The sequence below is a fragment of the Micromonospora krabiensis genome, assembly GCF_900091425.1.
In the GTDB taxonomy this organism is placed as follows: Bacteria; Actinomycetota; Actinomycetes; order Mycobacteriales; family Micromonosporaceae; genus Micromonospora; species Micromonospora krabiensis.
Genome location: NZ_LT598496.1, coordinates 481,703 through 503,677 on the forward strand (window position 1 = coordinate 481,703; position 21,975 = coordinate 503,677).

Annotated in this window: 22 protein-coding genes and 2 pseudogenes; 14 read left to right on the top strand and 10 right to left on the bottom strand. The window is 70.9% G+C overall.

Features of this window, described 5'->3' with window-relative positions:
• Positions 1-212 precede the first annotated feature (212 nt).
• From amcA to GA0070620_RS02205, 5 genes and pseudogenes are all read left to right on the top strand, one after another.
• Positions 213-371: a multiple cyclophane-containing RiPP AmcA gene (gene amcA, locus GA0070620_RS32880; protein ID WP_172836365.1), complete on the top strand. Its 159-nt coding sequence runs from the start codon at positions 213-215 to the stop codon at positions 369-371.
• On the top strand, positions 368-715 hold the full coding sequence (locus GA0070620_RS02190) for a hypothetical protein (RefSeq protein ID WP_091588019.1): 348 nt from the start codon (positions 368-370) through the stop codon (positions 713-715). Before amcA ends, GA0070620_RS02190 begins: the two co-directional genes overlap by 4 nt.
• Positions 712-849: pseudogene (locus GA0070620_RS02195) on the top strand (cyclophane-forming radical SAM peptide maturase AmcB); the annotation flags it as partial. The gene GA0070620_RS02190 and the pseudogene GA0070620_RS02195, both read left to right, overlap by 4 nt.
• Positions 850-992: 143 nt before the next feature.
• Positions 993-1,751 (top strand): HipA family kinase, encoded by a 759-nt coding sequence (locus GA0070620_RS02200; protein ID WP_091588024.1) that lies wholly within the window; start codon positions 993-995, stop codon positions 1,749-1,751.
• Positions 1,748-2,125: a DUF3037 domain-containing protein gene (locus tag GA0070620_RS02205; RefSeq protein WP_091588026.1), complete on the top strand. Its 378-nt coding sequence runs from the start codon at positions 1,748-1,750 to the stop codon at positions 2,123-2,125. Before GA0070620_RS02200 ends, GA0070620_RS02205 begins: the two co-directional genes overlap by 4 nt.
• 77 nt (positions 2,126-2,202) lie before the next feature.
• Here the strand turns inward: GA0070620_RS02205 and GA0070620_RS33150 are convergent, their stop codons facing one another.
• From GA0070620_RS33150 to GA0070620_RS33400, 3 genes and pseudogenes are all read right to left on the bottom strand, one after another.
• On the bottom strand, positions 2,203-2,418 hold the full coding sequence (locus tag GA0070620_RS33150) for an alpha-galactosidase (protein ID WP_269456591.1): 216 nt from the start codon (positions 2,416-2,418) through the stop codon (positions 2,203-2,205).
• 41 nt (positions 2,419-2,459) lie between these two features.
• Positions 2,460-3,398: a pyridoxamine 5'-phosphate oxidase family protein gene (locus tag GA0070620_RS02215; RefSeq protein ID WP_091588029.1), complete on the bottom strand. Its 939-nt coding sequence runs from the start codon at positions 3,396-3,398 to the stop codon at positions 2,460-2,462.
• Between the two features lie 482 nt (positions 3,399-3,880).
• A pseudogene (locus tag GA0070620_RS33400) lies at positions 3,881-4,779 on the bottom strand (acetoacetate decarboxylase family protein).
• Between the two features lie 219 nt (positions 4,780-4,998).
• Here GA0070620_RS33400 and GA0070620_RS02225 point away from each other — a divergent pair.
• The 6 genes from GA0070620_RS02225 (at position 4,999) to GA0070620_RS02250 (ending at position 11,043) form a co-directional block, all read left to right on the top strand.
• Positions 4,999-5,418, top strand: coding sequence for a VOC family protein (locus GA0070620_RS02225; protein WP_091588032.1), 420 nt, complete (start codon positions 4,999-5,001; stop codon positions 5,416-5,418).
• Positions 5,419-5,477: 59 nt separating this feature from the next.
• Positions 5,478-5,966, top strand: a complete 489-nt coding sequence (locus GA0070620_RS02230) for an anthrone oxygenase family protein (protein WP_231922163.1) — start codon at positions 5,478-5,480, stop codon at positions 5,964-5,966.
• Positions 5,967-6,245: 279 nt separating this feature from the next.
• Entirely contained in the window at positions 6,246-8,873 is a 2,628-nt protein-coding gene (gene rph / locus GA0070620_RS02235) for a rifamycin-inactivating phosphotransferase (RefSeq protein WP_091588034.1), read from the top strand.
• A gap of 116 nt (positions 8,874-8,989) precedes the next feature.
• Positions 8,990-9,346 carry a nuclear transport factor 2 family protein gene (locus GA0070620_RS02240; RefSeq protein ID WP_091588037.1) on the top strand — a complete coding sequence of 119 codons (357 nt, stop codon included), beginning with the start codon at positions 8,990-8,992 and terminating at the stop codon, positions 9,344-9,346.
• A gap of 44 nt (positions 9,347-9,390) precedes the next feature.
• The gene (locus GA0070620_RS02245) at positions 9,391-9,951 is read left to right on the top strand and encodes a TetR/AcrR family transcriptional regulator (RefSeq protein ID WP_091597824.1); all 561 of its coding nucleotides are present in this window, start codon (positions 9,391-9,393) and stop codon (positions 9,949-9,951) included.
• A gap of 66 nt (positions 9,952-10,017) precedes the next feature.
• The gene (locus GA0070620_RS02250) at positions 10,018-11,043 is read left to right on the top strand and encodes a LacI family DNA-binding transcriptional regulator (RefSeq protein ID WP_091588039.1); all 1,026 of its coding nucleotides are present in this window, start codon (positions 10,018-10,020) and stop codon (positions 11,041-11,043) included.
• Positions 11,044-11,064: 21 nt separating this feature from the next.
• On the opposite strand, the gene GA0070620_RS02255 is transcribed toward GA0070620_RS02250, so the two are convergent.
• Genes GA0070620_RS02255 through GA0070620_RS02285 form a run of 7 tightly spaced genes read right to left on the bottom strand, consistent with a single transcriptional unit; the run spans position 11,065 to position 17,928 of the window.
• On the bottom strand, positions 11,065-11,934 hold the full coding sequence (locus GA0070620_RS02255) for a sugar phosphate isomerase/epimerase family protein (RefSeq protein ID WP_091588042.1): 870 nt from the start codon (positions 11,932-11,934) through the stop codon (positions 11,065-11,067).
• Positions 11,931-12,980, bottom strand: coding sequence for a Gfo/Idh/MocA family protein (locus tag GA0070620_RS02260; RefSeq protein WP_231922165.1), 1,050 nt, complete (start codon positions 12,978-12,980; stop codon positions 11,931-11,933). The genes GA0070620_RS02255 and GA0070620_RS02260 overlap by 4 nt, the downstream gene beginning before the upstream one ends.
• Positions 12,977-13,804: a sugar phosphate isomerase/epimerase family protein gene (locus GA0070620_RS02265; RefSeq protein WP_091588044.1), complete on the bottom strand. Its 828-nt coding sequence runs from the start codon at positions 13,802-13,804 to the stop codon at positions 12,977-12,979. The genes GA0070620_RS02260 and GA0070620_RS02265 overlap by 4 nt, the downstream gene beginning before the upstream one ends.
• Positions 13,805-13,823: 19 nt before the next feature.
• Positions 13,824-14,783 carry a Gfo/Idh/MocA family protein gene (locus GA0070620_RS02270; protein ID WP_091588046.1) on the bottom strand — a complete coding sequence of 320 codons (960 nt, stop codon included), beginning with the start codon at positions 14,781-14,783 and terminating at the stop codon, positions 13,824-13,826.
• Positions 14,783-15,646 carry a carbohydrate ABC transporter permease gene (locus GA0070620_RS02275; RefSeq protein ID WP_091588049.1) on the bottom strand — a complete coding sequence of 288 codons (864 nt, stop codon included), beginning with the start codon at positions 15,644-15,646 and terminating at the stop codon, positions 14,783-14,785. Before GA0070620_RS02275 ends, GA0070620_RS02270 begins: the two co-directional genes overlap by 1 nt.
• On the bottom strand, positions 15,643-16,596 hold the full coding sequence (locus tag GA0070620_RS02280; RefSeq protein ID WP_091588051.1) for a carbohydrate ABC transporter permease: 954 nt from the start codon (positions 16,594-16,596) through the stop codon (positions 15,643-15,645). Before GA0070620_RS02280 ends, GA0070620_RS02275 begins: the two co-directional genes overlap by 4 nt.
• Positions 16,597-17,928, bottom strand: coding sequence for an ABC transporter substrate-binding protein (locus GA0070620_RS02285; RefSeq protein WP_091588053.1), 1,332 nt, complete (start codon positions 17,926-17,928; stop codon positions 16,597-16,599). It lies immediately after the preceding gene.
• 122 nt (positions 17,929-18,050) lie between these two features.
• Here GA0070620_RS02285 and uxaC point away from each other — a divergent pair, with 122 nt between their 5' ends.
• The 3 genes from uxaC (at position 18,051) to GA0070620_RS02300 (ending at position 21,937) form a co-directional block, all read left to right on the top strand.
• Complete coding sequence (gene uxaC / locus GA0070620_RS02290; RefSeq protein WP_331713217.1) at positions 18,051-19,496, top strand: glucuronate isomerase; 1,446 nt, start codon at positions 18,051-18,053, stop codon at positions 19,494-19,496.
• Entirely contained in the window at positions 19,493-20,824 is a 1,332-nt protein-coding gene (locus GA0070620_RS02295; protein ID WP_091588056.1) for a mannitol dehydrogenase family protein, read from the top strand. The genes uxaC and GA0070620_RS02295 overlap by 4 nt, the downstream gene beginning before the upstream one ends.
• A gap of 300 nt (positions 20,825-21,124) precedes the next feature.
• The gene (locus tag GA0070620_RS02300) at positions 21,125-21,937 is read left to right on the top strand and encodes an alpha/beta fold hydrolase (protein ID WP_091588058.1); all 813 of its coding nucleotides are present in this window, start codon (positions 21,125-21,127) and stop codon (positions 21,935-21,937) included.
• Positions 21,938-21,975 lie beyond the last annotated feature (38 nt).

The following is a 21,975-nucleotide window of genomic DNA, read 5'->3' on the forward strand; positions in this document are numbered from 1 at the left end:
TCCCGTCGTGGACACGCGCACGCTCTTGCCGCCGTCAACGCCCTACACAGCGATCAATCGCAAAGCCCAATCAGCAGTCAGCAAGAGCAGACGAGACAGGCGGCGATGCCACCCTCGCCATGGTCGGCAGCCAGCATGAAAGCCATACCTGCCTCGCCCGCGTCAGCCCGTACGAATACCACCGTCGGGCTCGCAATGAAAGGTAGGGCGGCATGACGGTGTACGTCTCGCGTAGCGCCGGGGCGCGCCGGCGGACCGAGTCCGGAGTGAGGTCCGCGCAGGGGCAGGTGTGGCCCGCCGATCCGCCGCTGCTCACCTTCGTGTCGCGTCGGCTGTTCGAGCCGCAGGCCCGCGAGGACGGTCGCCGGTGACGGGGCAGCAGCGACGCCTCGCGGCGAACAAGTCCGCGTCAGCCGGGGTGGACCATCCGCCGATGCGCCCGCTGTGGCTGTGCCGCCGATGCGGGCAGCCGTGGCCCTGCGGCGCAGCGAAGCTCGCGCTCCTAGCCGAGTACCGAGAAGTGCCGGTGAGCCTGTTCCTCTACCTGGCCGGCTGCCTGCACGACGCGATCGACGACCTGCACCGGCTCAACCCGAGTGTCACGGGCAGCGCGGCCGACATGTTCGACCGGTTCCTTGGCTGGCCTGCCCGCCACACCAACGCCTACCGCGTCAGCACCACCACGTCGGCCAGCACCGAGGAGGCCACCTCGTGAACGGCATCGGCCTCATCAACGCCACCGGCGAGCCGGCGGTCGCCGACAGCTTCCACACCCTGGTCGGGCAGCCGACAAGCTTCTGCAACCTCGACTGCACCTACTGCTACCTGCCCGACCGGAGATCCCTCCGCCGACCTGGCTCTTCACGCCGGATCGGGGCTGTTTTCGGGTGATCCTCCGCCGACCAGCCGAGATGCCGCTTGACCTGAAGAGCCGAGATGAGGTTGATGTGGTCCTCGGCCGGTCTGGACCGCCCGACGGCTAGGCTGGCCGAATGCTGCGCGAGGTGACCGGGATCCGTTACGTGACCCCGCTGCGGGAGGGCGGCTCGCTACCCGGGCTGGTCGAGGCCGACGACCTCGGCACCTACGTGGTGAAATTCCGCGGCGCCGGCCAGGGACCAAAAGTCCTGGTGGCCGAGGTGATCTGCGGTGAGCTGGCCCGCCGGCTGGGCCTGTCGGTGCCGCCGCTCGTGGTGGTCGACATCGACCCGGTCATCGGCCGCGCCGAACCGGACCAGGAGGTGCAGGAGCTGCTACGAGCTAGCGGCGGTACCAACCTAGGGATGGACTTCCTACCCGGCGCCCTTGGCTTCGACCCGCTGGCCCACCCGGTCGACCCCGACCTGGCCTCCCGGGTGCTCTGGTTCGACGCGTTCGTCGAGAACGTCGACCGCAGCTGGCGCAACCCCAACCTGCTGGTCTGGCACCGGGCGGTGTGGCTGATCGACCACGGCGCCGCCCTGTACTTCCACCACAACTGGCCGCGCGCGCAGGCCGTCGTACGCCGACCGTTCAAGGCCGACGACCATGTGCTGGCGCCGTACGCCACCCGGCTCCCCGAGGCCGACGCCGACCTCGCTCCGCGGATCACCGCCGATCTGCTCGACCAGGTGCTGGCGCTGGTGCCGGACGGCTGGCTGGTCGGCGCGGACTTCGCCGACGCGGCCACGGCCCGGGCCGCGTACCGGGACCACCTGGCCAGCCGGGTGGCCGACAGTTCGGCCTGGCTGCCGACGGGAGCGCCCGCATGAGAAACCCCTTCGAGTACGCCCTGATCCGCGCCGTGCCGCGGGTCGAGCGCGGCGAGCAGATCAACGTCGGCGTCATCCTCTACTGCCAGGCGAGAGACTTCCTTTCCGCCCGCACCCATATCGACGAGCGGCGCCTGCGCGCGCTGTCCGCGGACGTCGACGTCGAGCAGGTCGCCGCCGCCCTGAGCGGCTGGGATCTCACTTGCGCCGGCGGTGAGCATGGGGGACCCGCCGCCGCTATGCGCCTGGGTGAACGCTTCCGCTGGCTGACTGCGCCCCGCAGTACCCTCATCCAGCCCGGGCCGGTGCACACCGGCCTGACCTCCGACCCGGCCGCCGATCTGGACCGACTGTCGATCCTCCTGGTGCACTGACCCACGTTGCGCCGTGGTCGCGGCCGAGCAGATGCCGGTGGGCGCGGGCCCGCCCACCACCCGGACTCTCGACCGCCTCATCCGGGGCGGACGCTCGGCCGGTCGCCGCCCGCCTCGCGGCTGACCGCTTCGAACAGGTCCCGGTTGCGGTCCCACTTGAGGTAGTCGATGGAGTGTTCACGGACCAGGGCGTCGATGTGGGTCAGGAGGTGTTCGTGCGCCTCGGGGCGGGCGATGTCGAGCACGTACTGCTGCCGGGAGTTCGACCCGAGACCGGCGCGCGGCCCGAGGATCTAGTCCGGGTCCCGTTCGGCGAGCTCCGAGTCGAGGCTGATCATCTCGGGCTCGAATCAGAGCCCGAACTCCGGTGCGGTGTCGGCGGTGCCGGCGGGTTGAACCGGGAGTAGGCGTGCAGTTGCCAGCGAAGCGCGCTGGCCCGCTCGATCTCCACCACGCGAGCGACGGTGAACTCGATCATGCGCCGTGCCCCGGGGAACCGGCTCGCCCGGTCCGGGTCCCAGTTGATCCGTCCGGTTCCGCTGAGCTGAAGCGTGCTACCGGTCTCCCAGTCGAGGAAGACGATCCCGGTCCGGGCGTCGAGCTGCATGTTGCCGAGGCTCATGAAGAAGGAGTTGCCGACGTAGTCCGGCCAGGTGATCGTCCGCTCGTCCAGGACGGTGACGAATCCGGGTTGTCCGCCGCGGTGGTTGGCGTCCGCGCCGTGCCCGGGAGCACGGGTGCCGATGAAGAAGGTGTCCGCCGACCGGACGATGGTCTGCTGCGGCGCGGTGAGCGTGCGGCCGACGGTCACGCGGGGCGCCTCGAGCGACGGTATCTCGTCCACGATCGTCCGGAGCTGGAGGTACTTCGGGCAGTTGCCGAGCACCTGTTCCGTGCGTAGCACCAGGCGGTCCCCATCCCGCTGGGCGGTGCCGGCCACCTTCACCCGCCGCAGTGTCTGCGGGGAGAGCGCCACCATGCCGACGTCGGCGGGTTCGGTGAAGGCGTCCCGCAGCGGGTCGCCGACCGGTGGCAGCGCGCCGATGACGATCGTCCGGTTGTCGCGGGTGTCGACGAACCCTTCGTCGCCGGTGAGCACCGTGCACCAGAGGTTCCCGTCGGCGTCGGCCCCGGAGAGTGCGACGAGTCGCTGATGGCGGAGAAAGTCGGCGAAGGGCCCGATCTCCGCCCCGAACATCGGCGAGCCCCACCCGGGGCCGCCCTCCCCGGCCCTGCGCTGCACGGCCTGTTCCCCCGGATGGACGGGACTCATGCGATCGCCTCCGATGACTCTGCGGATGTGCTGCCGCCCGGGCATCCCGGCCGTCGGGCGGCGCCAGCGGCTCCGTGCTCCGGTGTGACCTGGGTGGCCCGCCGCCATGACGGTACTCGAATCGGACGGCGTGTGTCCGTTTGTGTGGGCGACCGGCGGGGTGGCCTTTGCCACGTCCATGCCTGAGCCCGGAGACCGACGACGCCGGCCTGCCGGCCGGGCCGCACGCAGCTTCGGCCCACAATCCACGAACGGACGCCTCGAACGTACGTTGATCAAGGTATGCGAACGGTGTGCGCTCTGGCTGTGGTCTGGCTCCTGCGGGCCATCGGCGTCCTCTGCTGGCATCTCGTCGTCAAGCACCGGCGCCGGGCCGAGCGCACTCGCGGTTGAGGCCGAGGCCCGGCCACTCGTGGAGGGCGCGAGGCTGCCCACCGCTCGCCGTGCCGGCCGGGGCATCGACCCCGGCCGGCACGGTTCTCTCAGAGGATCCGCAGGTCGTTCACCGTGTAGGAGAGTGAGCCGCGGAACCCGACACCCACCCGCTGCGGCGCGAGGTCGGCGAGTTCCTCGCGCGGCGCCGGCAGGAACCGCAGGTCACCGGTGCCGACCCAGGTGTCCGCGAACCGGAGGCTGGTGAGCACCGACATGGTCAATTCGTGGACCGGCGGCCGGTCGTGCTGCCCGGCCGCGAGCTGCGGGAAGTGCCGGAGGTTGACGATCGGCCGGGTCAGCGCCGGCAACCGGTCGGCGGTCTGATCCAGGGTCACCGTGGTCTCCGCCAGCCGACGACCACTCGCGGAGAGCACCGCGGCGAACCGCCCGCCCTTGCCGACCACCGGCCCGGCCAGACTCTCGGCGGCGAAGGCCCGGGTCTGCTTGATCGCGCCCAGCTTCTTCGGGAAGCCCTGCACCCACCCGCGTCGAGCGACGAGTCGTTGTCCACCCAGATGAACGGGCACCAGGCGACGGGGGTGCCCCGCCAGTGCGCGTCGAGCAGCACCAGGAACTCGGAGTACTGGCTGTACGGCGGGTCCAGGTAGTCGTCGGTGCCGCCGTTGAACTGCCAGTCGACGAAGACGCCGTACCCGTGGCCGGGGCTGTTCGGGTCGGGGTCGAGACCAGTGGGTAGCGACGCGGCGGCCGCCGCCGGGCTGGTCCAGAACTCCGCGCCGAGCGCGTCACCGACGTAGTGCCACGGCGGCCGACCCGCCAGGTTGGCGACGCCACGCGCGCTGAGCGGAAGGGTGTACCCCTTGAGCCGCTCCGGGTCGGTGGTGGTCGCCGCAGCCGGTGACCCCGTGACGGTCGTGCCGGCGAGGCCGACCGTTCCGCCTGCCATCGCGGCGAGCACGGTCCGCCGTTGAATGCTGTTCTCCATGTCCTACCTCTCCTGGAGCTCATCAGTTCCACAGTGGACGACGCCCGCCCCGGCAGGTTGTTCAGTCAGGGCCGGGTGGTCTGCGTCATGCCCCACTCACCCGGGACAGGCGCCAGCGACAATGCCGCCTCGTCGGTCGTCGCGATCGTTGCCCTTGATCGCCAGGCCGCTTCCGGGAAGTCTGTAGGTGTCACGACTGTCGCGTCGAAGGGTTTCGCAGTGCGGTTCAGCATGGTGGGGATGGCGGTGGCGGCGGAGCACCCGGCGGCGAGCGCCGCCTGGTTCGCCGAGCACCTCGGATTCAAGATCGGCATTGATCTCGGCTGGTACGTCAACACGCAGCACCCCGAGCACCCGAGCGTGAGCCTGGACTTCGTCCAGCGCGATCACGAGTCGTGGCCGGAGGCGAGCCGCGGCAAGGCGGTGGTCGGCACCCTGCTGGCGTTCCTGGTGGCCGACGTTGACGCCGAGTTCGCACGGCTGAGCGCCACCGGATCGGCGATCGTCATGCCGTTGGTGACCGAGCCGTGGGGACAGCGCCGTTTCCAGGTGGCCGGCCCGGACGGGCTGTTGGTGGAGGTCCTGCAGACCGTGGCGCCGGACCCGCAGTGGCTCGCCGACAACGGCCTCGCCGGATGAGCCGGGCGCGGCGATCCGTACCCGCGTGACGGCCGGGGAATCGACGTGAGGGAGTCTGCGTGCCCGACTACGTGGCCACCATCGTCCTGACCATCGCGACCGTGCTCACCGGCCTGGCGGCCGGCGTCCTCGCGCTGTACTCCCACACGATCATGCCCGGTCTGGGCAGGACGGACGACCGGACCTTCGTCGCCGCCTTCCAGTCGATCGACCGGGCGGTCATCAATCCGTGGTTCATGACCACGTTCTTCGGCGCCTTCGTCTCCATCGGCGTGGCCGCTCTCCTGCACCTGGGGCCGGACCGCCGCGTCGCGTTGGCGTGGACCACGCTGGCCTTCGTGCTCTACCTGGCCGTGGTGGTCATCACGATCGCGGTGCACGTGCCTCTCAACGACGCCGTCAAGGCGGCCGGTGACGCGGACCGCATCGACGTCAGCCAGGTCAGGGCCAGGTTTGGCGAAGCCCGCTGGCTGGCCTGGAACCACGTCCGGACGTGCGCCGCCATCGCCGCCTTCGCGATCCTCGCGACCGTTCTGGCCGTCACCTGACCAGATCGGGTGACGGGCATCGGAGCCGGCCGGATTCCCGTACGCCCGGGTGCTTCACCACGGACAACTCCACCGGTACGTGAGGCTCCGTGATCGGTGCACCTCGCACCCTGACGACCGTCGAGAAGGGCCAGCCCGGGGCGGACAACAAGAAAGGCAAGGAGACCGCTCTCCCTGCCACCTCTAACGTATAGCACAGAGGGGGTCTTGCCGCAAGGCCCGGGTCGTGCCGCAGAATCGGCGGCCGGACCAGCGCCGACGACGAGACGGGGGCAGGACATGGGTGTGTTGTCGACGTACGGGGGACCCGGACACCGCTACGTGGTGGATCTGCGAGAGGTCGACGAGGCGCAGGTCGCGATCGTCGGCGGCAAGGCGGCGCACCTGGGTGGGCTGTCGCGCATCGAGGGTGTCCGCGTCCCGGCCGGCTTCTGCGTCACCACCACCGCCTTCCAGTGGATCCGGGCGGAGGCGCCGTCGCTCGACGATCCGCTCGACCGACTGTCGCGCCTGCACCCGGACGACCGGGCGGCGGTCCGCACGCTCAGCGCGGAGATCCGCCGGACCGTCGAGGGGATCGCCATTCCGGACGACCTGGCAGCGGTGATCACCCGCGCGCTCGCCCGGCTCGGCGAGGGGGCCGCCTACGCCGTGCGGTCCAGCGCGACGGCGGAGGACCTGCCGACGGCCTCCTCCGCCGGCCAGCAGGACACGTACCTGAACGTGGTCGGGCCGGCCGCCGTCCTCGCGCACGTCAGCCGGTGCTGGGCCTCGCTGTTCACCGAGCGGGCCGTGACCTACCGCCTGCGCAACGGCATCGACCACCGCACGGTCGGCATGGCCGTGGTCGTCCAGCGGATGGTCTTCCCGGAGGTGGCCGGCATTCTCTTCACCGCCGACCCCGTCACGGGCAACCGGAGGGTCGCCACCGTCGACGCCAGCTTCGGCCTCGGCGAGGCCCTGGTCTCCGGCCTGGTGAACCCGGACGTCTTCACGGTGCGCGACGGCGATGTCGTCGCCAGGGCGGTCGCCGCCAAGCAGCGGGCCGTCCACGCCCTGCCGGCCGGCGGGACGCAGGAAGTGGCGGTCGATCCGCGGCGGCAGGAGCAGCCGGCGTTGACGGACGGGCAGGTCCTGCGGCTCGTGCGGCTGGGCCGGCGGATCGAGGCGCACTTCGGCCGCCCGCAGGACATCGAATGGTGCCTGGTCGACGACGACTTCCACATCGTGCAGAGCCGGCCGATCACCACGCTGTTCCCGATTCCCGTGGCCGGTGATCAGGACAACCGCGTCTACCTCTCCGTCGGCCACCAGCAGATGATGACCGACGCGATGAAACCGCTGGGGCTGTCCGTGTGGCAGCTGACCGCCATGGCGCCGATGCACGAGGCCGGCGGACGGCTGTTCGTCGACGCCACCCGGGCCCTGGCCTCGCCCGCGAGCCGCGCCGGCCTCCTGGCGATGGTGGGAAGGTCCGACCCGCTGAGCCGGGACGCGCTGGAGAGCGTCCTCGACCGTCCCGACTTCGTCCTGACGGCGCCGGACGATGCTCCCGCCGGGCCGCCGGCCGGTGGCCCGCCCAACCCGATCGAGACCGATCCGGCCATCGTCACCGGGCTGGTCGAGCGCAGCGAGGCCTCGATCGCCGCCCTGCGCGGCGACATCGCCACGGTGACCGGGCCGGCGTTGTTCGACTTCCTGCTGAAGGCGTTCCAGGAGCACAAGCGTGTCCTCGGTGATCCCCTGAGCATGCAGGCGATCATGGCGGGGATGGAGGCCACCTGGTGGCTCAACGACCAGCTGAGGGAGTGGCTGGGCGAGAAGAACGCGGCCGACACCCTCACGCTCTCCGCGCCCGGCAACATCACGTCGGAGATGGGGCTGGCCCTGCTCGACGTCGCCGACGTGATCCGCCCGCACGCGCAGGTCGTGGCGTTCCTGCAGGGCGTCCAGGACGACGGCTTCCTGGACGAACTGCCGAAGCTCGCCGGCGGCCCCGAGGCGCGCGACGCCATCGAGGCCTACCTCGACCGGTACGGCATGCGCTGCGTCGGCGAGATCGACATCACCAGGCCGCGGTGGCGCGAGCGTCCCAGCACCCTCGTGCCGCTGATCCTCGACAACGTCCGGAACTTCGAGCCGGGCGCCGCGAGGCGACGCTTCGAGCACGGACGGCAGGAGGCCCGGAGGAAGGCGCAGGAGGTGCTCGAACGCCTGCGGTCGCTGCCGGACGGGGAGCGGAAGGCCGAGGAGACCAGGCGGATGATCGACCGGGTCCGGACCTTCATCGGCTACCGGGAGTACCCGAAGTACGGGATCGTCAGCCGCTACTTCATCTACAAGCAGGCCCTGCTGGGCGAGGCCGAGCGCCTCGTGCGGGCCGGCGTGCTCACCGACCCGCAGGACGTCTTCTACCTCACGTTCCAGGAGTTCCACGAGGTGGCGCGCTCGAACCAGGTGGACCACGGGCTGATCCGGCGGCGCAGGGAGGCGTTCCGGTCGTACCAGGCGCTCACGCCGCCCCGGGTGTTGACCTCCGACGGCGAGGCGCACGTCGGGGCGTACCGGCGCGACGACGTGCCGCCCGGCGCGTTGGTCGGCCTACCGGTCTCCGCCGGGGTCGTCGAGGGGCGCGCCCGCGTCGTCCTGGACCTGGCCCACGCCGACCTCGAACCGGGCGACATCCTCGTCACGGCCCACACCGACCCGAGCTGGACGCCTCTCTTCGTCGCCGTCGCGGGCCTGGTGACCGAGGTCGGCGGGTTGATGACCCACGGCGCGGTGATCGCACGGGAGTACGGGCTGCCGGCTGTCGTGAGCGTGCTCGACGCCACCCGGTTGATCCGCGACGGGCAGCGGATCCGCGTCCACGGAAGCGACGGGTACGTCGAGATCCTGCCTGACTGACCCTTTCCGGGCAGGGGTGGTCTGACCCGTGAGGCGCGCGCAGTCGTACCGGACTCGTGAGTCCGGTACGGTTGCCCTATCCGGACTACCGAGTCCGCATAGTTGGAGGTGCTGTCGTGACACCCGTCCGCATCAACGACGCGATCCGCGAGATCGCGTTCGAGCCGCGTCTCGGCCTGGACGAGGCGGTGGAGAAGTACTACGCGCCCGACCTGATCCACGTCAGCGACGGGCGGGCCCGCGACCGCGCGGAATTCGGCGCCATGTGCGCGGGCCTGCGCGCCCGGATCGCGGAGGGGCAGGTGACGATCCTCGACGAGCTGTGCGACGGCTCCACCTACGCCACGCGGCACCGTTACCGGATGACCCTGGCCGATGGAACGGTCGTTCATCGGGAGATCTACCACTTCGCGACCCTGGCCCCGGACGGTCGGTTCCAACGGGTCCACGAGACCGGTTTCGACGTCGAGTGACCGGGGGAGCCGCGGATGAGCTCCGCCCGGAGTCCGGAGCGGCGGTGACCGGGAACGTGCCGCGGCGCGCGGACGCGCTGCGCAACCACGAACGGATCGTGGCCGCCGCCCGGGAACTCTTCACCGCGAAGGGTTTGCAGGTGACCGTGCCGGAGATCGCCGAGCACGCCGGCGTGGGGCGGGCCACCGTCTATCGCAGCTATCCCAGCAAGCAGGACCTGATCGTCGCCGTGGCGCGGCAGCAGTTCGCGGAGCTGGAAGAGCAGACCCGCGGCGCCCTGCGCGCCGCCGACCCCTACCGGGAGTTCCGCTCCTACCTGCCGGACCTGTTCGTGCGCCTCGCCCGGGACCGGGTGCTCGCCGACGCGTTCTTCGCCGGCGAGATCGTCCCCGCCGCGCGGATCCTGGAGCTGATCGGTCACCTGGTGCAGGCCGCCAAGGCCTTCGGCCCGATCCGGCCGGACGCCGGAGAGCTGGACGTACGGGTCATCCTCTGCGGCGCGGTCCGACAACTGATCGTGCTCGGCCAGGACGACCCGGCGGTGTGGCGTCGGTACGGCGAGCTGGTGCTGAACGCCTTCCATGCGTCCGCCACCCCGCACTAGCGCGTCGCCTCGGGTCTCGCGGTCCACGGGGCACTGACTGATCACGATGTGAACGTAAGATGGCTTATGGAACGCCGTCCGACGATCTACGACGTCGCGCGTGCGGCAGGCGTGGCCGCGTCCACCGTGTCCAGGGCCTACTCGCGACCCGGTCGGGTCAACGCGGACACCGCACGTCGGGTGTTCCAGGCCGCCGAACAGCTCGGTTACCGGTCGGACCGGCTCGACGGGCAGCATCCGGTCGGCCGCCCCGTGCAGAAGGCGATCGGGTTGGTGGTCGCCGACGTGACCAACCCGTTCTACGGCGACATCATCAAGGGCGCCTACGAGGCCGCCCGGGAGGCCGGCTACCAGCTGATCCTCACCCACACCAACGAGTCGCCCGAGGTGGAGCGGCAGACCATCGAGCACGAGCTGGCCCAGGTGGACGGCATCGTCATCGCCAGCTCCCGGATGACCGACTCCGCGTTGCGGATGGTGGCCAAGCAGAAGGCGGTCGTCCTGCTCAACCGCATCATCCCCGAGGCGAGCTGCGTGCTCAACGACGCCGAGCGTGGCATCCACCGGGCGGTGGAGCACCTCGCCGCGCTCGGCCACGACCGGATCACCTACGTCGCCGGGCCGGAGATGAGCTGGTCGGACGGGATCCGCTGGCGGGCCCTGCGTGATGCGACGGCGCAGCTCGAACTCGAGACGAAGCGGATCGGCCCGCACGAGCCCACCGTCCTCGCCGGTCTCGGCGCGGCACGGCGACTCGCCGAGCTCGACGCGACCGCGGTGCTGGCGTACAACGACCAACTCGCCATCGGCATCATGAAGGGGCTGCGCAAGCTGGACATCGGCGTGCCCGAGGACATCAGCGTGGTGGGCTTCGACAACATCATCTTCGACGAGCTGGTCGAGCCGCAGCTGACCACGATCGCGTCGCCGCTGTACCGGATGGGCCTGACGGGCGTCCAGAACTGCATCGCGGTGGCGCAGGGTGCGCGGCCCAGCGGCCAGCCGCTCGTGCTGCCGGTACGCCTGATCGTGCGCCAGTCGACCGCCAGACGCAGGCGGCGGAGCGGGCACCCGGCCCGTGGTCCGCGGTGACGGCGCGGGCGGTCGCCCGCCTCATCCGGTCCGCGCGGCCAGGGCCTCCCGCGCCCACTGGTACGACAGGCGGTGCGACTCCCGCTTGGACGCGACGCTCGGCTCGTCCACCTCGATCATGAAGTCGCCGTCGTACCCGTCGGGAATGGCGGCCAGCACGGCGTCGAAGTCGACCACGCCCAGACCGGGCTCCGCCCAGAGCCGCTTCGTCGCCTGCACCTCGTGGTAGGTCATGCCGCCGCGCGCGGCGGGGGAGAGCAGGTCGGGGAAGCAGTCCTTGAGGTGGATGCCGCCGATGCGGTCCGCGTACCGCGCGACGAACGCCGCCGCGTCGACGCCCGCCCAGGTCAGGTGGCCGGTGTCCGGGCCGAACCCGATCACGTCCGGGCCGAGGTCGTCGAGCAGCCGGGTGATCTCCTCCGCCGTCTCGAAGACGCCGCCGACGTGTGAGTGGTGCAGCGGGCGCAGTCCCTCGGCCCGCAGCACCCGGCAGACCGTGCCGCAGTTGTCGATCGCCCGGGCCAGTCGGCTCACGTCGAAGTCGGCCCCGACGGCCGGTTGCGCCATCCGGGCCGGCAGCGACATCGAGGAGATCATCGTGCGGTCGAGGCCCAGTGCCGTCTGGGTGGCGGCGAACCGCTTGGCCCGCTCCACCTCCTCGGCCATGTCCACGGTCTCGTCGAAGGCGGAGTTGAACAGGCTCAGCGACGGCGCGAGGCCGTACCCGCCGATCCAGTCCAGGTAGTCGGCCGGGTCCATGCCGTCGGGCACGTCGGCCTTGACCGCGGTGAAGCCGATCTCCTGGAAGTCGCGGAAGGCCGCGTCGAACACCTCCCGGGTCTTCCCCGCCCGGCTCCAGTAGGGGATGGGGTTGGCGGCGATGCGATTCACGAGAGGCTCACCGGCCGTCCCGTCCGGGCCGACTCGTACGCCCCGGTGATGACGGCGATCGACTGGCGGTTGGTCTCCAGGTCGACGCGGAGCTTCTCGGTGCCGCCCAGCGCGGCGAGGAAGTTCAGGTACTGCGACCGGTGCGCGTCGGACAACTGCCCCGGGTCGCTGCCGGCCGTCGGCACGGCCCGGCTCTGCGTCGTACCCATCAGCTTCTCCTCCCGTTCCTCGCCCCCGGCGGTGACCTGGAAGAAGACGAGCTGGTCGTTGTCGATGACCGCCGATCCCCGGTCGCCGTGCACCTGCAGCCGCGCGCTCAGCCCCGGGTACGCCGCCGTCGTCGCGTGCAGCACACCGAGCGCCCCGCTCTCGAACCGCACCACGCCGACCGCGACGTCCTCCACCTCGATCCGTTCATGCGCCAGCCGGCCGGCGTACGCGAACACCTCAACCGGCCGGCCCAGCGCGGCGACGAGCAGGTCGACCGTGTGCACCCCCTGGTTCATCAGCGCGCCACCGCCGTCGAGTTCCCAGGTGCCCCGCCAGTCGCCGGAGTCGTAGTAGCTCTGCCCGCGCCACCAGTCGATCGAGGCGATGCCGGAGGTGAGCCGGCCGAGTTCACCACGGCCGATCGCCGCGAGCGTCGTCTCGGTGGCCGGGTCGAACCGGTGCTGCGAGATCACCGTCACCAGCGTGCCGGCCTTGCGCTGCGCGGCGATGATCTCGTCGGTCTTCGCCACCGTCACCTCGGCCGGCTTCTCCACGATGACGTGCTTGCCGGCATCGAGAGCCTCGACGGCGACCTCACCGTGCCGGCCGGTCGGCGTGCACACCACCACGACGTCGATCTCTTCGGTGGCCAGGGCCTGGCCCAGCGACCCGTACGCCCGGCCGCCGCGCACCGCGGCGAGCCGCTCCGCCCGGTCCCGCCGGATGTCGGCGACGGCGACCAACTCCACCCGGTCGGCGAGCTGACTCATCACCAGGCCGTGGTGGTTGCCGATCACACCGGCGCCCACCAGGGCGAACCTCGTCCGTGTGCTCACGCGTACTCCATCCCCTCGGTCGTCAGAAGGTCCGTGAACGCCTGCCACGCCCGGCGGAACTGCTCCGGGCCGGAGAAGCCGCCGGTGGCGTGCCCGGCCGCGAGGTGCGGCTCCAGGGAGAAGAACCCGTCGAAGCCGTCGTGGCGCAGCGCGCGCAGGGTGCGGGCCACCTCCCCGTCGCCGTGGCCGGCGGGCACCACCGTGCCGTCCGCCGCCCGCGCGTCCTTGATCTGCACGTACTCCAGGTGCCCGCGCAACATGGCGTACCCGTCGGTGTAGGGCCGGACGCCGACCTGGACGAAGTTCGCCGGGTCCCAGGCGAGCCGCAGGTGCGGTGAGCCGACGGACCGCACCACGTCCAGGCAGCGGGCCGGGGTGTCGCCGTAGATCTCCTTCTCGTTCTCGTGCAGGAGGATCACGTCGGCGTCCTCGGCGACCCGGGCGAGCGCCCGCATCCGGTCGATCACCTCGGCCCGATGGTCGGCCGGTTCGGCCCCGGGACGTAGGAAGAAGGAGAAGATCCGGACGTACGGCGCGTCGAAGAAGCGGGCCACCTCGGCGGCGTGGCGCATCCGCTCCAGGTGCGGCGGAAACCCCTCGTCGATGAAGATCTTGCCGATCGGCGAGCCGATGCTGGAGACCCTCAGGTCGTGCGCCGCGAGGGTCTCCTTCATCCGGGCGAGCTGACCGAGGTTCAGGTCCAGGATGTTGACGCCCCAGGCGCTGCGTAACTCCACGTACTTCAGCCCCAACCCCGCCGCCACCGCGCACTGCTCGGTGAAGTCGGGGGAGATCTCGTCGGAGAATCCGGACAGCGTCCACATCGCGGTGACCCTTCCCTGCTCAGGTGTGCTGTCGATAGAGCTGGTCGATCAGGCGGAGGGACCTGGTCCCCTCCTCGACGCCGAGCCAGAACGGCGCCGGCTCGGACAGCCGTCGGTAGAAGTCGGCGATGAGCAACTCGTGTGACGCTCCCCAGTAGGCGCGACCGTCGGGGCCGGTCCGTCGCTCGGTGACGACCTCGGTGCGCCCGTCCCGGTAGCTGACGGTCAGGTCGCCGCGAATGGACACGGTCGCCCGCTCGGTGACGACCTCGATGCTCACCGGTGCGTCGTGGACGTTCGTCACCGTCGCGAACAGCACGCTGCGCGCCCCGCCGGCGTGTTCGAGCAGCAGATGGGCGGTGTCCTCCACGTCGATCTCGGGGCCGAACCCGTACCGGCCGGCGTGACCGCGCAGCTCGACCACGTCGCCCAGCAGCCACTCCATGAGGTCCAGCGTGTGGATGGCCTGGTTGATCAGCACTCCGCCGCCGCTGCGCGCGGTCCGGCCACGCCAGGGCCGCGCCCGGTAGTACTCCCGGTCCCGGTGCCAGAGCACGGTGGCCGAGCCGCCGCGCACGGAGCCGAGCTCGCCGGAGGCGAGGAGCATACGAGCGGCCCGGGCGGTCCGGTTGTACCGGTTCTGCAGGCAGACGCCCACCTTGACCGCGGGGTGGTCCTTGACGGCGGCGGCCAGCCGCTCGGCCTCCGCGACGGTGTGCGCCACCGGCTTCTCCAGCAGCACGTGCACGCCGCGCTCCAGGGCGTCGATCGCGATCGGCACGTGCTGGTCGTGCGGGGTGCAGACGTGCACCACGTCGGGACGCAGCTCGTCGAGCAGGTCGCGGTGGTCCACGTGCCCCGTCCCGGCCCGCGCCGGGTCGGTGTCGCAGACACCCACCAGTTCGATGCCGAGCCGTTCGATCGCGGCGAGGTGCACCACCGACACGTCCCCACAACCGATCACCGCCGCGGTCGTCACTACTTCACCCCGCCGGCCGTCAGGCCCCCGACCAGGTAGCGCTGGAAGGCGAGGTACAGCAGCACCACCGGTGCCGCGCAGATCAACGAGGCGGCCATCATCTGCGAGTACACCGGTAGCGCGCCGCCCTCCTGCGTCGACCCGAAGATCTGCAGCGCCACCGCCGCGGTCTGCGTCTCGGGTCGGGTCAGCACCGAGGCGAACAGCACGTCGTTCCAGCCCAGCAGGAAGGCGAAGATGCCCGAGACGACGATCGCCGGCAGACTCAGGGGAAAGACGATGCGCCACAGGATGACCAGGGTCGACGCGCCCTCGGTGCGCGCGGCCTCCTCCAACTCGCGCGGCATCGCGCGCAGGTAGGTGACCATCACCCAGGTCGAGAACGGCAGGGCGAACGTGAGGTACGCGACGAACAGACCCCAGCGCGTGCCGATCACCGTGAGGCCGAGATAGTTGCCGGCCGAGGAGAACAGCACGAACACCGGGAGCAGCATCAGCGTGCCCGGGATGCTCTGCAGGCCCACCAGGCCGCGCAGGATGGTCAGCCGCCCGACGAACGCGTAGCGGACCAGCACGTACGCGGTGGTGGTGCCGAGCAGGGCGGACGCGATCGCGGTGAGCCCGCAGACGATCAGACTGTTGACGATGCCGGTGGACAGCGCGGCGGTGGTCCAGATCTGGGTGTAGCTCTCGCCGGAGAAGGTGCTCGGCCAGAACTCGCCGCCGGCCACGCCCACGTCGGTGTTGAGCGACGCCAGCACGATGTAGAGGATCGGCGTCAGCACCATGGCGCAGAGCAGTACGGTCAGGGTGACCAGCAGCGGCCGGGGGAGCAGCCGCTGGGCCTCGGCCGAGGCGGTCATCGCCGGGCTCCTTCCTCGTGCACGTCCAGCCGCACCGCCCGCAGGTACGCGAACAGCGGGATGGCGATCAGGATCAGCGAGACCACGGCCATGGCCGCGCTCAGCCCGAACCGCAGGCTCTGGAAGCTGGTGACGTACACCAGCATCGGCATCACGTTGACGTCGTCCGGGGCGGGCGCACCGAACAACACGAACGGCAGCGTGAAGTTGTTGATGTGGTTCAGCGTGGCCAGCAGACAGGCGAGCAGCACCGGTCCGCGCAGGTACGGCAGGATGACCCGGTGCAGCTTCGACCACCAGGTCACCCCGTCGACCGCCGACGCCTCGTGCACCTCGATGTCCACTGACTGGAGAGCGGCCAGCGCCATCAGGTAGATGAACGGCCACGCCGCCCAGATCTCGACCAGCACCAGCGTCCAGTACGACTTCGGGCCGCTGAGCCAGAGCCCGCCCTCCACGCCGGCCTTCGCGAGCGTCGCGTTGACGATGCCGTCCGGCTGCAGCATCGTGCGCCACACCGTGGCGACCACGAACGACGGCAGCACGTACGGGATCAGGAACACCGCGCGTACGATCGCCCGGCCGGGGTAGGGGTTCTGGGTGACCAGCGCGGCGGCGATCCCGATCGGCACGGTGGCGACGGTGGCCAGCACGGCGAACGAGACGCTGATCCAGACCGAGTGCAGCGGGCCGGACCCGACCGACTCGACGTAGTTGTCCAGGCCGATGAACGGTGCCTCGATCCAGCGGCGCAGGGTGTACTGGTCGAGGTCGATCGTCGAGATCCACAGGGCCAGGGCCAGCGGGATCAGGACGACCAGGACCATCAGCACCCCGCCGGGGGCGAGGAGCCACAGCGGGCGCTGCCGCTCCGTCACGCCGCGGCGGCGCCGCGGGGGCGGCGGGTCGGCCGTCCGCGCCTCGGGCGTGCGGGTGCTGTCGACGACCATCTACTTGACCCGGTCCAGCGACGACTGGGCGGTCTTCTGGGCCGTGGCCAACCGGCTGTCGATCTGCGCGGGGCTGATCGAGCCGTTGGAGAGGTCCGGGATGGACTGCACCACCGCGTTGGTGAGCGCCAGCTGGATGTCCGCCCAGGCGCCGGTGAACGGGGTGGCCACCGACTTCTGCTGTGCCTCCACGACCGCCTGCAACGTCGGGTCCGACAGCAGCGTCTGCGCCGCGGCGGCGTTCGCCGGGAGTTGGCCCAGCCGCTGGTAGAGGTCCAGCTGCGCGTCCTGGTCGGTGATCATCTTGACGAACTGGAAGGCCAGGTCCTTGTTCTTGGAGTACTCCGCCACCAGCAGGTTGTCACCGGAGAGGATGCTGGCCGCCTCCACGCCGTTCGCCGGCCGTGTGGTGGCGCCGGGTGGCACGGTGGGCAGCAGGGCGAACTTCCACTTGCCCTTGACCGCGCCGGCGTCGAGCGCCTTCGCGGCGAGCGCGGAGGTCAGCGCCATGTAGCCGGTCTTGCCCTTGGCGAACTCGGCGACGGCCTGCGAGTTGGACCAACCGACCGCGGCCGGGTTGACCACCTTGTCGGTGGCGAGCCACCCGAAGAAGGTCTCGTACGCCTTCTGCACCGCCGGGTCCTGGATCCGCGCCGTCTTGCCGTCCACGAGCGGGTTGCCGGCCTGGATCGACATGCCCCAGATGAACTTCCACGGATCGAAGTTGTCCTTGTACGCCACGGCCAGCCCGTACTGGTCGCCCTTGGTCAGCCGCTTGGCGTGCTGGGTCAGCTCGTCCCAGGTGGTCGCCGGCTTGTCGATCCCGGCCGCGCTGAGCAGTTCGGTGTTGTAGACCATGACGAACGGTCGGCCGACCCACGGGACACCGACCTGGTTCCGCTCGTCCGGCCCGGAGATGCCCAGCGCCGACGGGATGAACTTGTCCTTGCCGCCGATCTTCTTCCACTCCTCGTCGCCGAGGGTGACGAACGCCTTGGTGGAGTACGCGGTCGGGGTGAACGTGGTGCCGACCGCGTAGACGTCCGGGCCGCTGCCGGAGACCACCGAGGTCTGGATCTTGGTCAGCTCGTCGTTGGCGCTGGCGAACGTCTCCCACTTGACCTCGGCGCCGGTCTGCGACTTGAACCGTTGGGCGATCGACTCCTGCCACGCCTGCTGTTCCGCCGGATACTGGGTGTTCGCCCCGATCAGCACGTTGAGGGTCTTGCCGGAGCCGCTGGACTCGTCGCCGCCACCGCAGGCGGCGAGCGCGGCGACCAGCGCGGTCGCACCGGCCACCGCCACCGCCGCTCGCATCTTCCGGTATCGCATCTGCTGCTCTCCTAGGGGTGTGCCGGTGCGGAGTGAGCCGCATCACTGTTACGGGATGGTTTCCGCAGGCCGACGATCGACGCAACGAGTTGCCAGTTGTTGCCACGCCGCCGAGGCAACAGGTGGCAACCGCTTGCGAACCGATCGCCACCGCGCTGACGCTCGGGCTCATGGCCGCCCTGACGTTGCACCCCGACCGGTTGTTGCCCACCGACCCGGCGGTGCGCTCGATCGCCCGCCGCCTGTACGAGGCGGTCCGCGACCTCCCGATCGTCTCGCCGCACGGGCACGTCGATCCCCGGATCCTGCGCGACGACACCCCGTTCGCCGACCCGACCAGCCTGTTCCTCCAGCCGGACCACTACGTGACCCGGCTGCTGCACGCCGGCGGCGTGCCGCTTCAGCAACTCGGGGTGGGGGAGGAGCCGCTACCCGAGAACCGGGCGCGGGAGGCCTGGCGGCTGCTGTGCGCGCACTGGGACCTGTTCCGCGGCACCCCCGTGCGGTACTGGTTCGACAGCGAGCTGGTCGACATCTTCGGTGTGACCGAGCGGCCCTGCGCGGAGAACGCGGACGCGCTGTACGACCTGATCGCCGGGCAGCTGCGGCAACCGAGCCACCGACCCCGAGCCCTGCTGCGACGCTTCGGCATCGACTTCCTGGCCACCACCGACGACCCGGGTGACGACCTCACCGCGCATGCGGCGCTACGCGACGACCCGGCTGTCGACACCACCGTGGCACCCACGTTCCGGCCGGACCGATACCTGGAGATCGGTCGGCCGGGCTGGCCGGAGCAGGTCAAGGCGTTGGGCGGCGACGTCGGTGACTACGCCGGCTACCTCGCCGCGCTGGAGGCTCGTCGCCGATACTTCATCGCCCACGGCGCGGTCTCCGCCGACCACGGTCACGCCGACGCGGGGACCGAACCGATCGAGCGGCACGAGGCGGAACGCATCTACCGCGCGGCTCGCGCCGGCACGGTCTCGCCGGCCGAGGCGGCCGCATTCCGCCGACACATGACCTTCGAGATGGCCCGCATGTCCTGCGACGACGGCCTGGTGATGACGATGCACCCGGGGATCCATCGCAACCACCACCCCGCCACCGCGAACCAGTTCGGACCGGACAGTGGGCACGACATCCCGACCGCCGTCGAGTTCACCCATGCGCTGCAACCACTTCTTGCCCGTTTCGGCACCCACCCGGGGTTCCATCTGGTGCTGTTCACCGTGGATGCGGACGTCTACAACCGGGAGATCGCGCCGCTGGCCGGCTTCTACCCCTGCGTGTACGCCGGTGCGCCGTGGTGGTTCCTCGACAACCCGTCCGAGATCCGCCACTACCAGGCCGCGGTCACTGAGATCGCCGGGTTCTCCCGCCTGTCCGGGTTCATCGACGACACCCGTGCGTTCTGCTCCATCCCGGCCCGACACGACATGTCCCGCCGGCTCGATGCGGGATTCCTCGCCGACCTGGTCGCGGCCCACCGGCTCGACGAGGACGAGGCCCTCGACGCGCTCACCGGGCTGGTCGACGACCAACCGCGCAAGGTCTTCAAACTGTGAGGCCGCACCGCACCGCCGGTCCGCCCGTCCGCATCGTCCACCTGGGGCTCGGCAACTTCTTCCGGGCCCACCAGGCCTGGTACACCGCGGCCGCGCCGGACTCGGCGCACTGGGGAATCGCGGCGTTCACCGGCCGGTCCCGCACGTTGGCCGAGGAGCTGTCCGCGCAGGGCGGGCTGTACACGCTCGTGGTGCGCGGCCCCGACCACGACGAGATGGCTGTGCAGACCGCGGTCTCGGCCGCCCACCCGGGCACCGACCTGGGCTCGTGGTGCGCTTACCTGGCCCGGCCGCGGGTCGCCGTCGTCACCCTGACCGTCACCGAGGCGGCGTACCGGCGGCGTACCGGCGGCGGCCTGGACCTCGACGACCCGGACGTGCGCGCCGACGCCGACGCGATCCGACGTGGCGGGGCGGTGGCCACCGTGCCCGGCCGTCTCGTCGCCGGTCTGGCAGCCCGGCGTGCCGCCGGCGCCGGGCCCCTCGCCGTGGTCTCCTGCGACAACCTGCCGGGCAACGGCGCGGCCACCGCTCGCGTCGTGCACGACCTGGCCGCGGCGGCCGCACCGGCGCTGGGCGAGTGGATCACCGCGAACGTCTCGTTCGTGACCACCATGGTGGATCGGATCACCCCCCGGACCACAGCCGACGACGTGCGCGCGGTGGCCCGCCTGACCGGGCGGGAGGACGCCGTGCCGGTGGTCACCGAACCGTTCACCGAGTGGGTGCTCAGTGGTGAGTTCCCGGCCGGCCGCCCGGCCTGGGACGGGGCCGGCGCCCGCTTCACCGGCGACGTCACCCCCCACGAGACGCGCAAGCTGCTGCTGCTCAACGGTGGGCACAGCCTGCTGGCGTACGCGGGCGGGGCGCGCGGCCACGACACCATCGCGGCGGCGATCGCCGACCCGGTGTGCCGGAGGTGGCTCGACCAGTGGTGGGACGAGGCTGCCCGGTACGTGCCGCTGCCCGCCGCCGACCTCGCCGTCTACCGGAGGGCCCTGCTCGACCGGTTCGCGAATCCGCGGATCCGGCACACGCTGGCGCAGATCGCGGCGGACGGCTCGCAGAAGCTACCGATCCGGGTGCTGCCGGTGTTGCGTGGCGAGCGCGCCGGGGGCCGGGCGGCCTCCGGCGCGGTCCGGGTCCTGGCCGCCTGGATCCAACACCTCCGTGGGATCGGCGCGCCGGTGGACGACGCCGGGGCCGGCCCCTACCGGGAACGAGCGAGGTCGGCGCGCGACGTGCTCGGGCTGCTCGCGCCGGACCTGAGCGGTGACCTGGAGCTGGTCCACGCTCTCGACGAGGCCTGCGTCGCGTTCAACGGGTGACGGAGACGCCGCCGGGCTGCCGGACGACAGAGGTCAGGATCGCGTCACGTCCGCGATCGGACAGCGCCCAGTCAAGAGCTCTACCGGCCCCGCCGCTGATCGCTGTCGGCGGTGTGCGCAAGGGCGGCCGTCCGATGTCGGCCGCCCGTCCGCCTGCTCCGGACGGGCGGCTGTGACCGGAGTTACCTTGCGATGGTTCACAACCAGCATGCAATATATTGCACATCGCTCGGGTTGTCTCCAGCGAGACCCGGGCGGCCAATCCGCCCCTCGATCATCACCACAGGAGGGCTGTCCCTGATGACGATCAAGAATGTGGTCACGGCTGCGGTCGCCGGCCTGGCGGTCGCCGGACTCACCGGCTCCGCCGTTGCTCTCGCCGAGAAAGGTTCCTCGGCGCGCAAGCCGACGGTGGTCCTGGTCCACGGCGCCTTCGCCGACTCGTCTAGCTGGAACGGCGTGGTCAAGGATCTCAAGCGCGACGGCTATCCGGTTGTCGCCGCCGCCAACCCGTTGCGCGGTCTGCACGCCGATGCGGCCTACCTGCGCAGCGTCCTCGACAGCATCACCGGTCCGATCGTGTTGGCCGGCCACTCGTACGGCGGCTCGGTGATGAGCGAGGCCGCCGACGGTGACCGGGACGTCAAGGCGTTGGTCTACATCGCCAGCTTCAGCCCGGAGAAGGGCGAGAGCACCTCCGAGTTGGCCGCCAAGTTCCCCGGCGGAGAGCTCGGCCCCGCGCTCAACCCCGTGCCCGTTCCGCTGCCCGGCGGGGGTACGGGCACCGACCTGTACATCAAGCAGGACAAGTTCCGGGCGGTGTTCGCGGCGGACGTCGCCCGCCCGGTGGCTGACCTGATGGCGGTCGGTCAGCGGCCGATCACCGAAGCCGCGCTGAACGAACCGGCCACCAGGACCGCGTGGAAGACCATTCCGTCGTGGAGCATGATCACCACCGAGGATCTGGCCATCCCCGCCGACTCCATGCGGTTCATGGCCGAGCGGGCCAAGTCGCACACCGTCGAGATCAACGCCTCGCACGCCGTGACCGTGTCGCGGCCCGGTGCCGTGGCGGACCTGATCGACAAGGCCGCCCGAGCCACCAACCGCTGATCGCTCGCACCGCCCATGGTGCGGAGGAACGGACGTGC

Bases quoted from the DNA above. Each gene is read 5' to 3' on its own strand.
- amcA (WP_172836365.1), top strand. From the start codon at position 213: ATGACGGTGTACGTCTCGCGTAGCGCCGGGGCGCGCCGGCGGACCGAG.
- GA0070620_RS02200 (WP_091588024.1), top strand. From the start codon at position 993: ATGCTGCGCGAGGTGACCGGGATCCGTTACGTGACCCCGCTGCGGGAG.
- GA0070620_RS02205 (WP_091588026.1), top strand. From the start codon at position 1,748: ATGAGAAACCCCTTCGAGTACGCCCTGATCCGCGCCGTGCCGCGGGTC.
- GA0070620_RS02215 (WP_091588029.1), bottom strand. From the start codon at position 3,398: ATGAGTCCCGTCCATCCGGGGGAACAGGCCGTGCAGCGCAGGGCCGGG.
- rph (WP_091588034.1), top strand. From the start codon at position 6,246: ATGGGTGTGTTGTCGACGTACGGGGGACCCGGACACCGCTACGTGGTG.
- GA0070620_RS02250 (WP_091588039.1), top strand. From the start codon at position 10,018: ATGGAACGCCGTCCGACGATCTACGACGTCGCGCGTGCGGCAGGCGTG.
- GA0070620_RS02265 (WP_091588044.1), bottom strand. From the start codon at position 13,804: ATGTGGACGCTGTCCGGATTCTCCGACGAGATCTCCCCCGACTTCACC.
- GA0070620_RS02275 (WP_091588049.1), bottom strand. From the start codon at position 15,646: ATGACCGCCTCGGCCGAGGCCCAGCGGCTGCTCCCCCGGCCGCTGCTG.
- GA0070620_RS02280 (WP_091588051.1), bottom strand. From the start codon at position 16,596: ATGGTCGTCGACAGCACCCGCACGCCCGAGGCGCGGACGGCCGACCCG.
- GA0070620_RS02285 (WP_091588053.1), bottom strand. From the start codon at position 17,928: ATGCGATACCGGAAGATGCGAGCGGCGGTGGCGGTGGCCGGTGCGACC.
- GA0070620_RS02300 (WP_091588058.1), top strand. From the start codon at position 21,125: ATGACGATCAAGAATGTGGTCACGGCTGCGGTCGCCGGCCTGGCGGTC.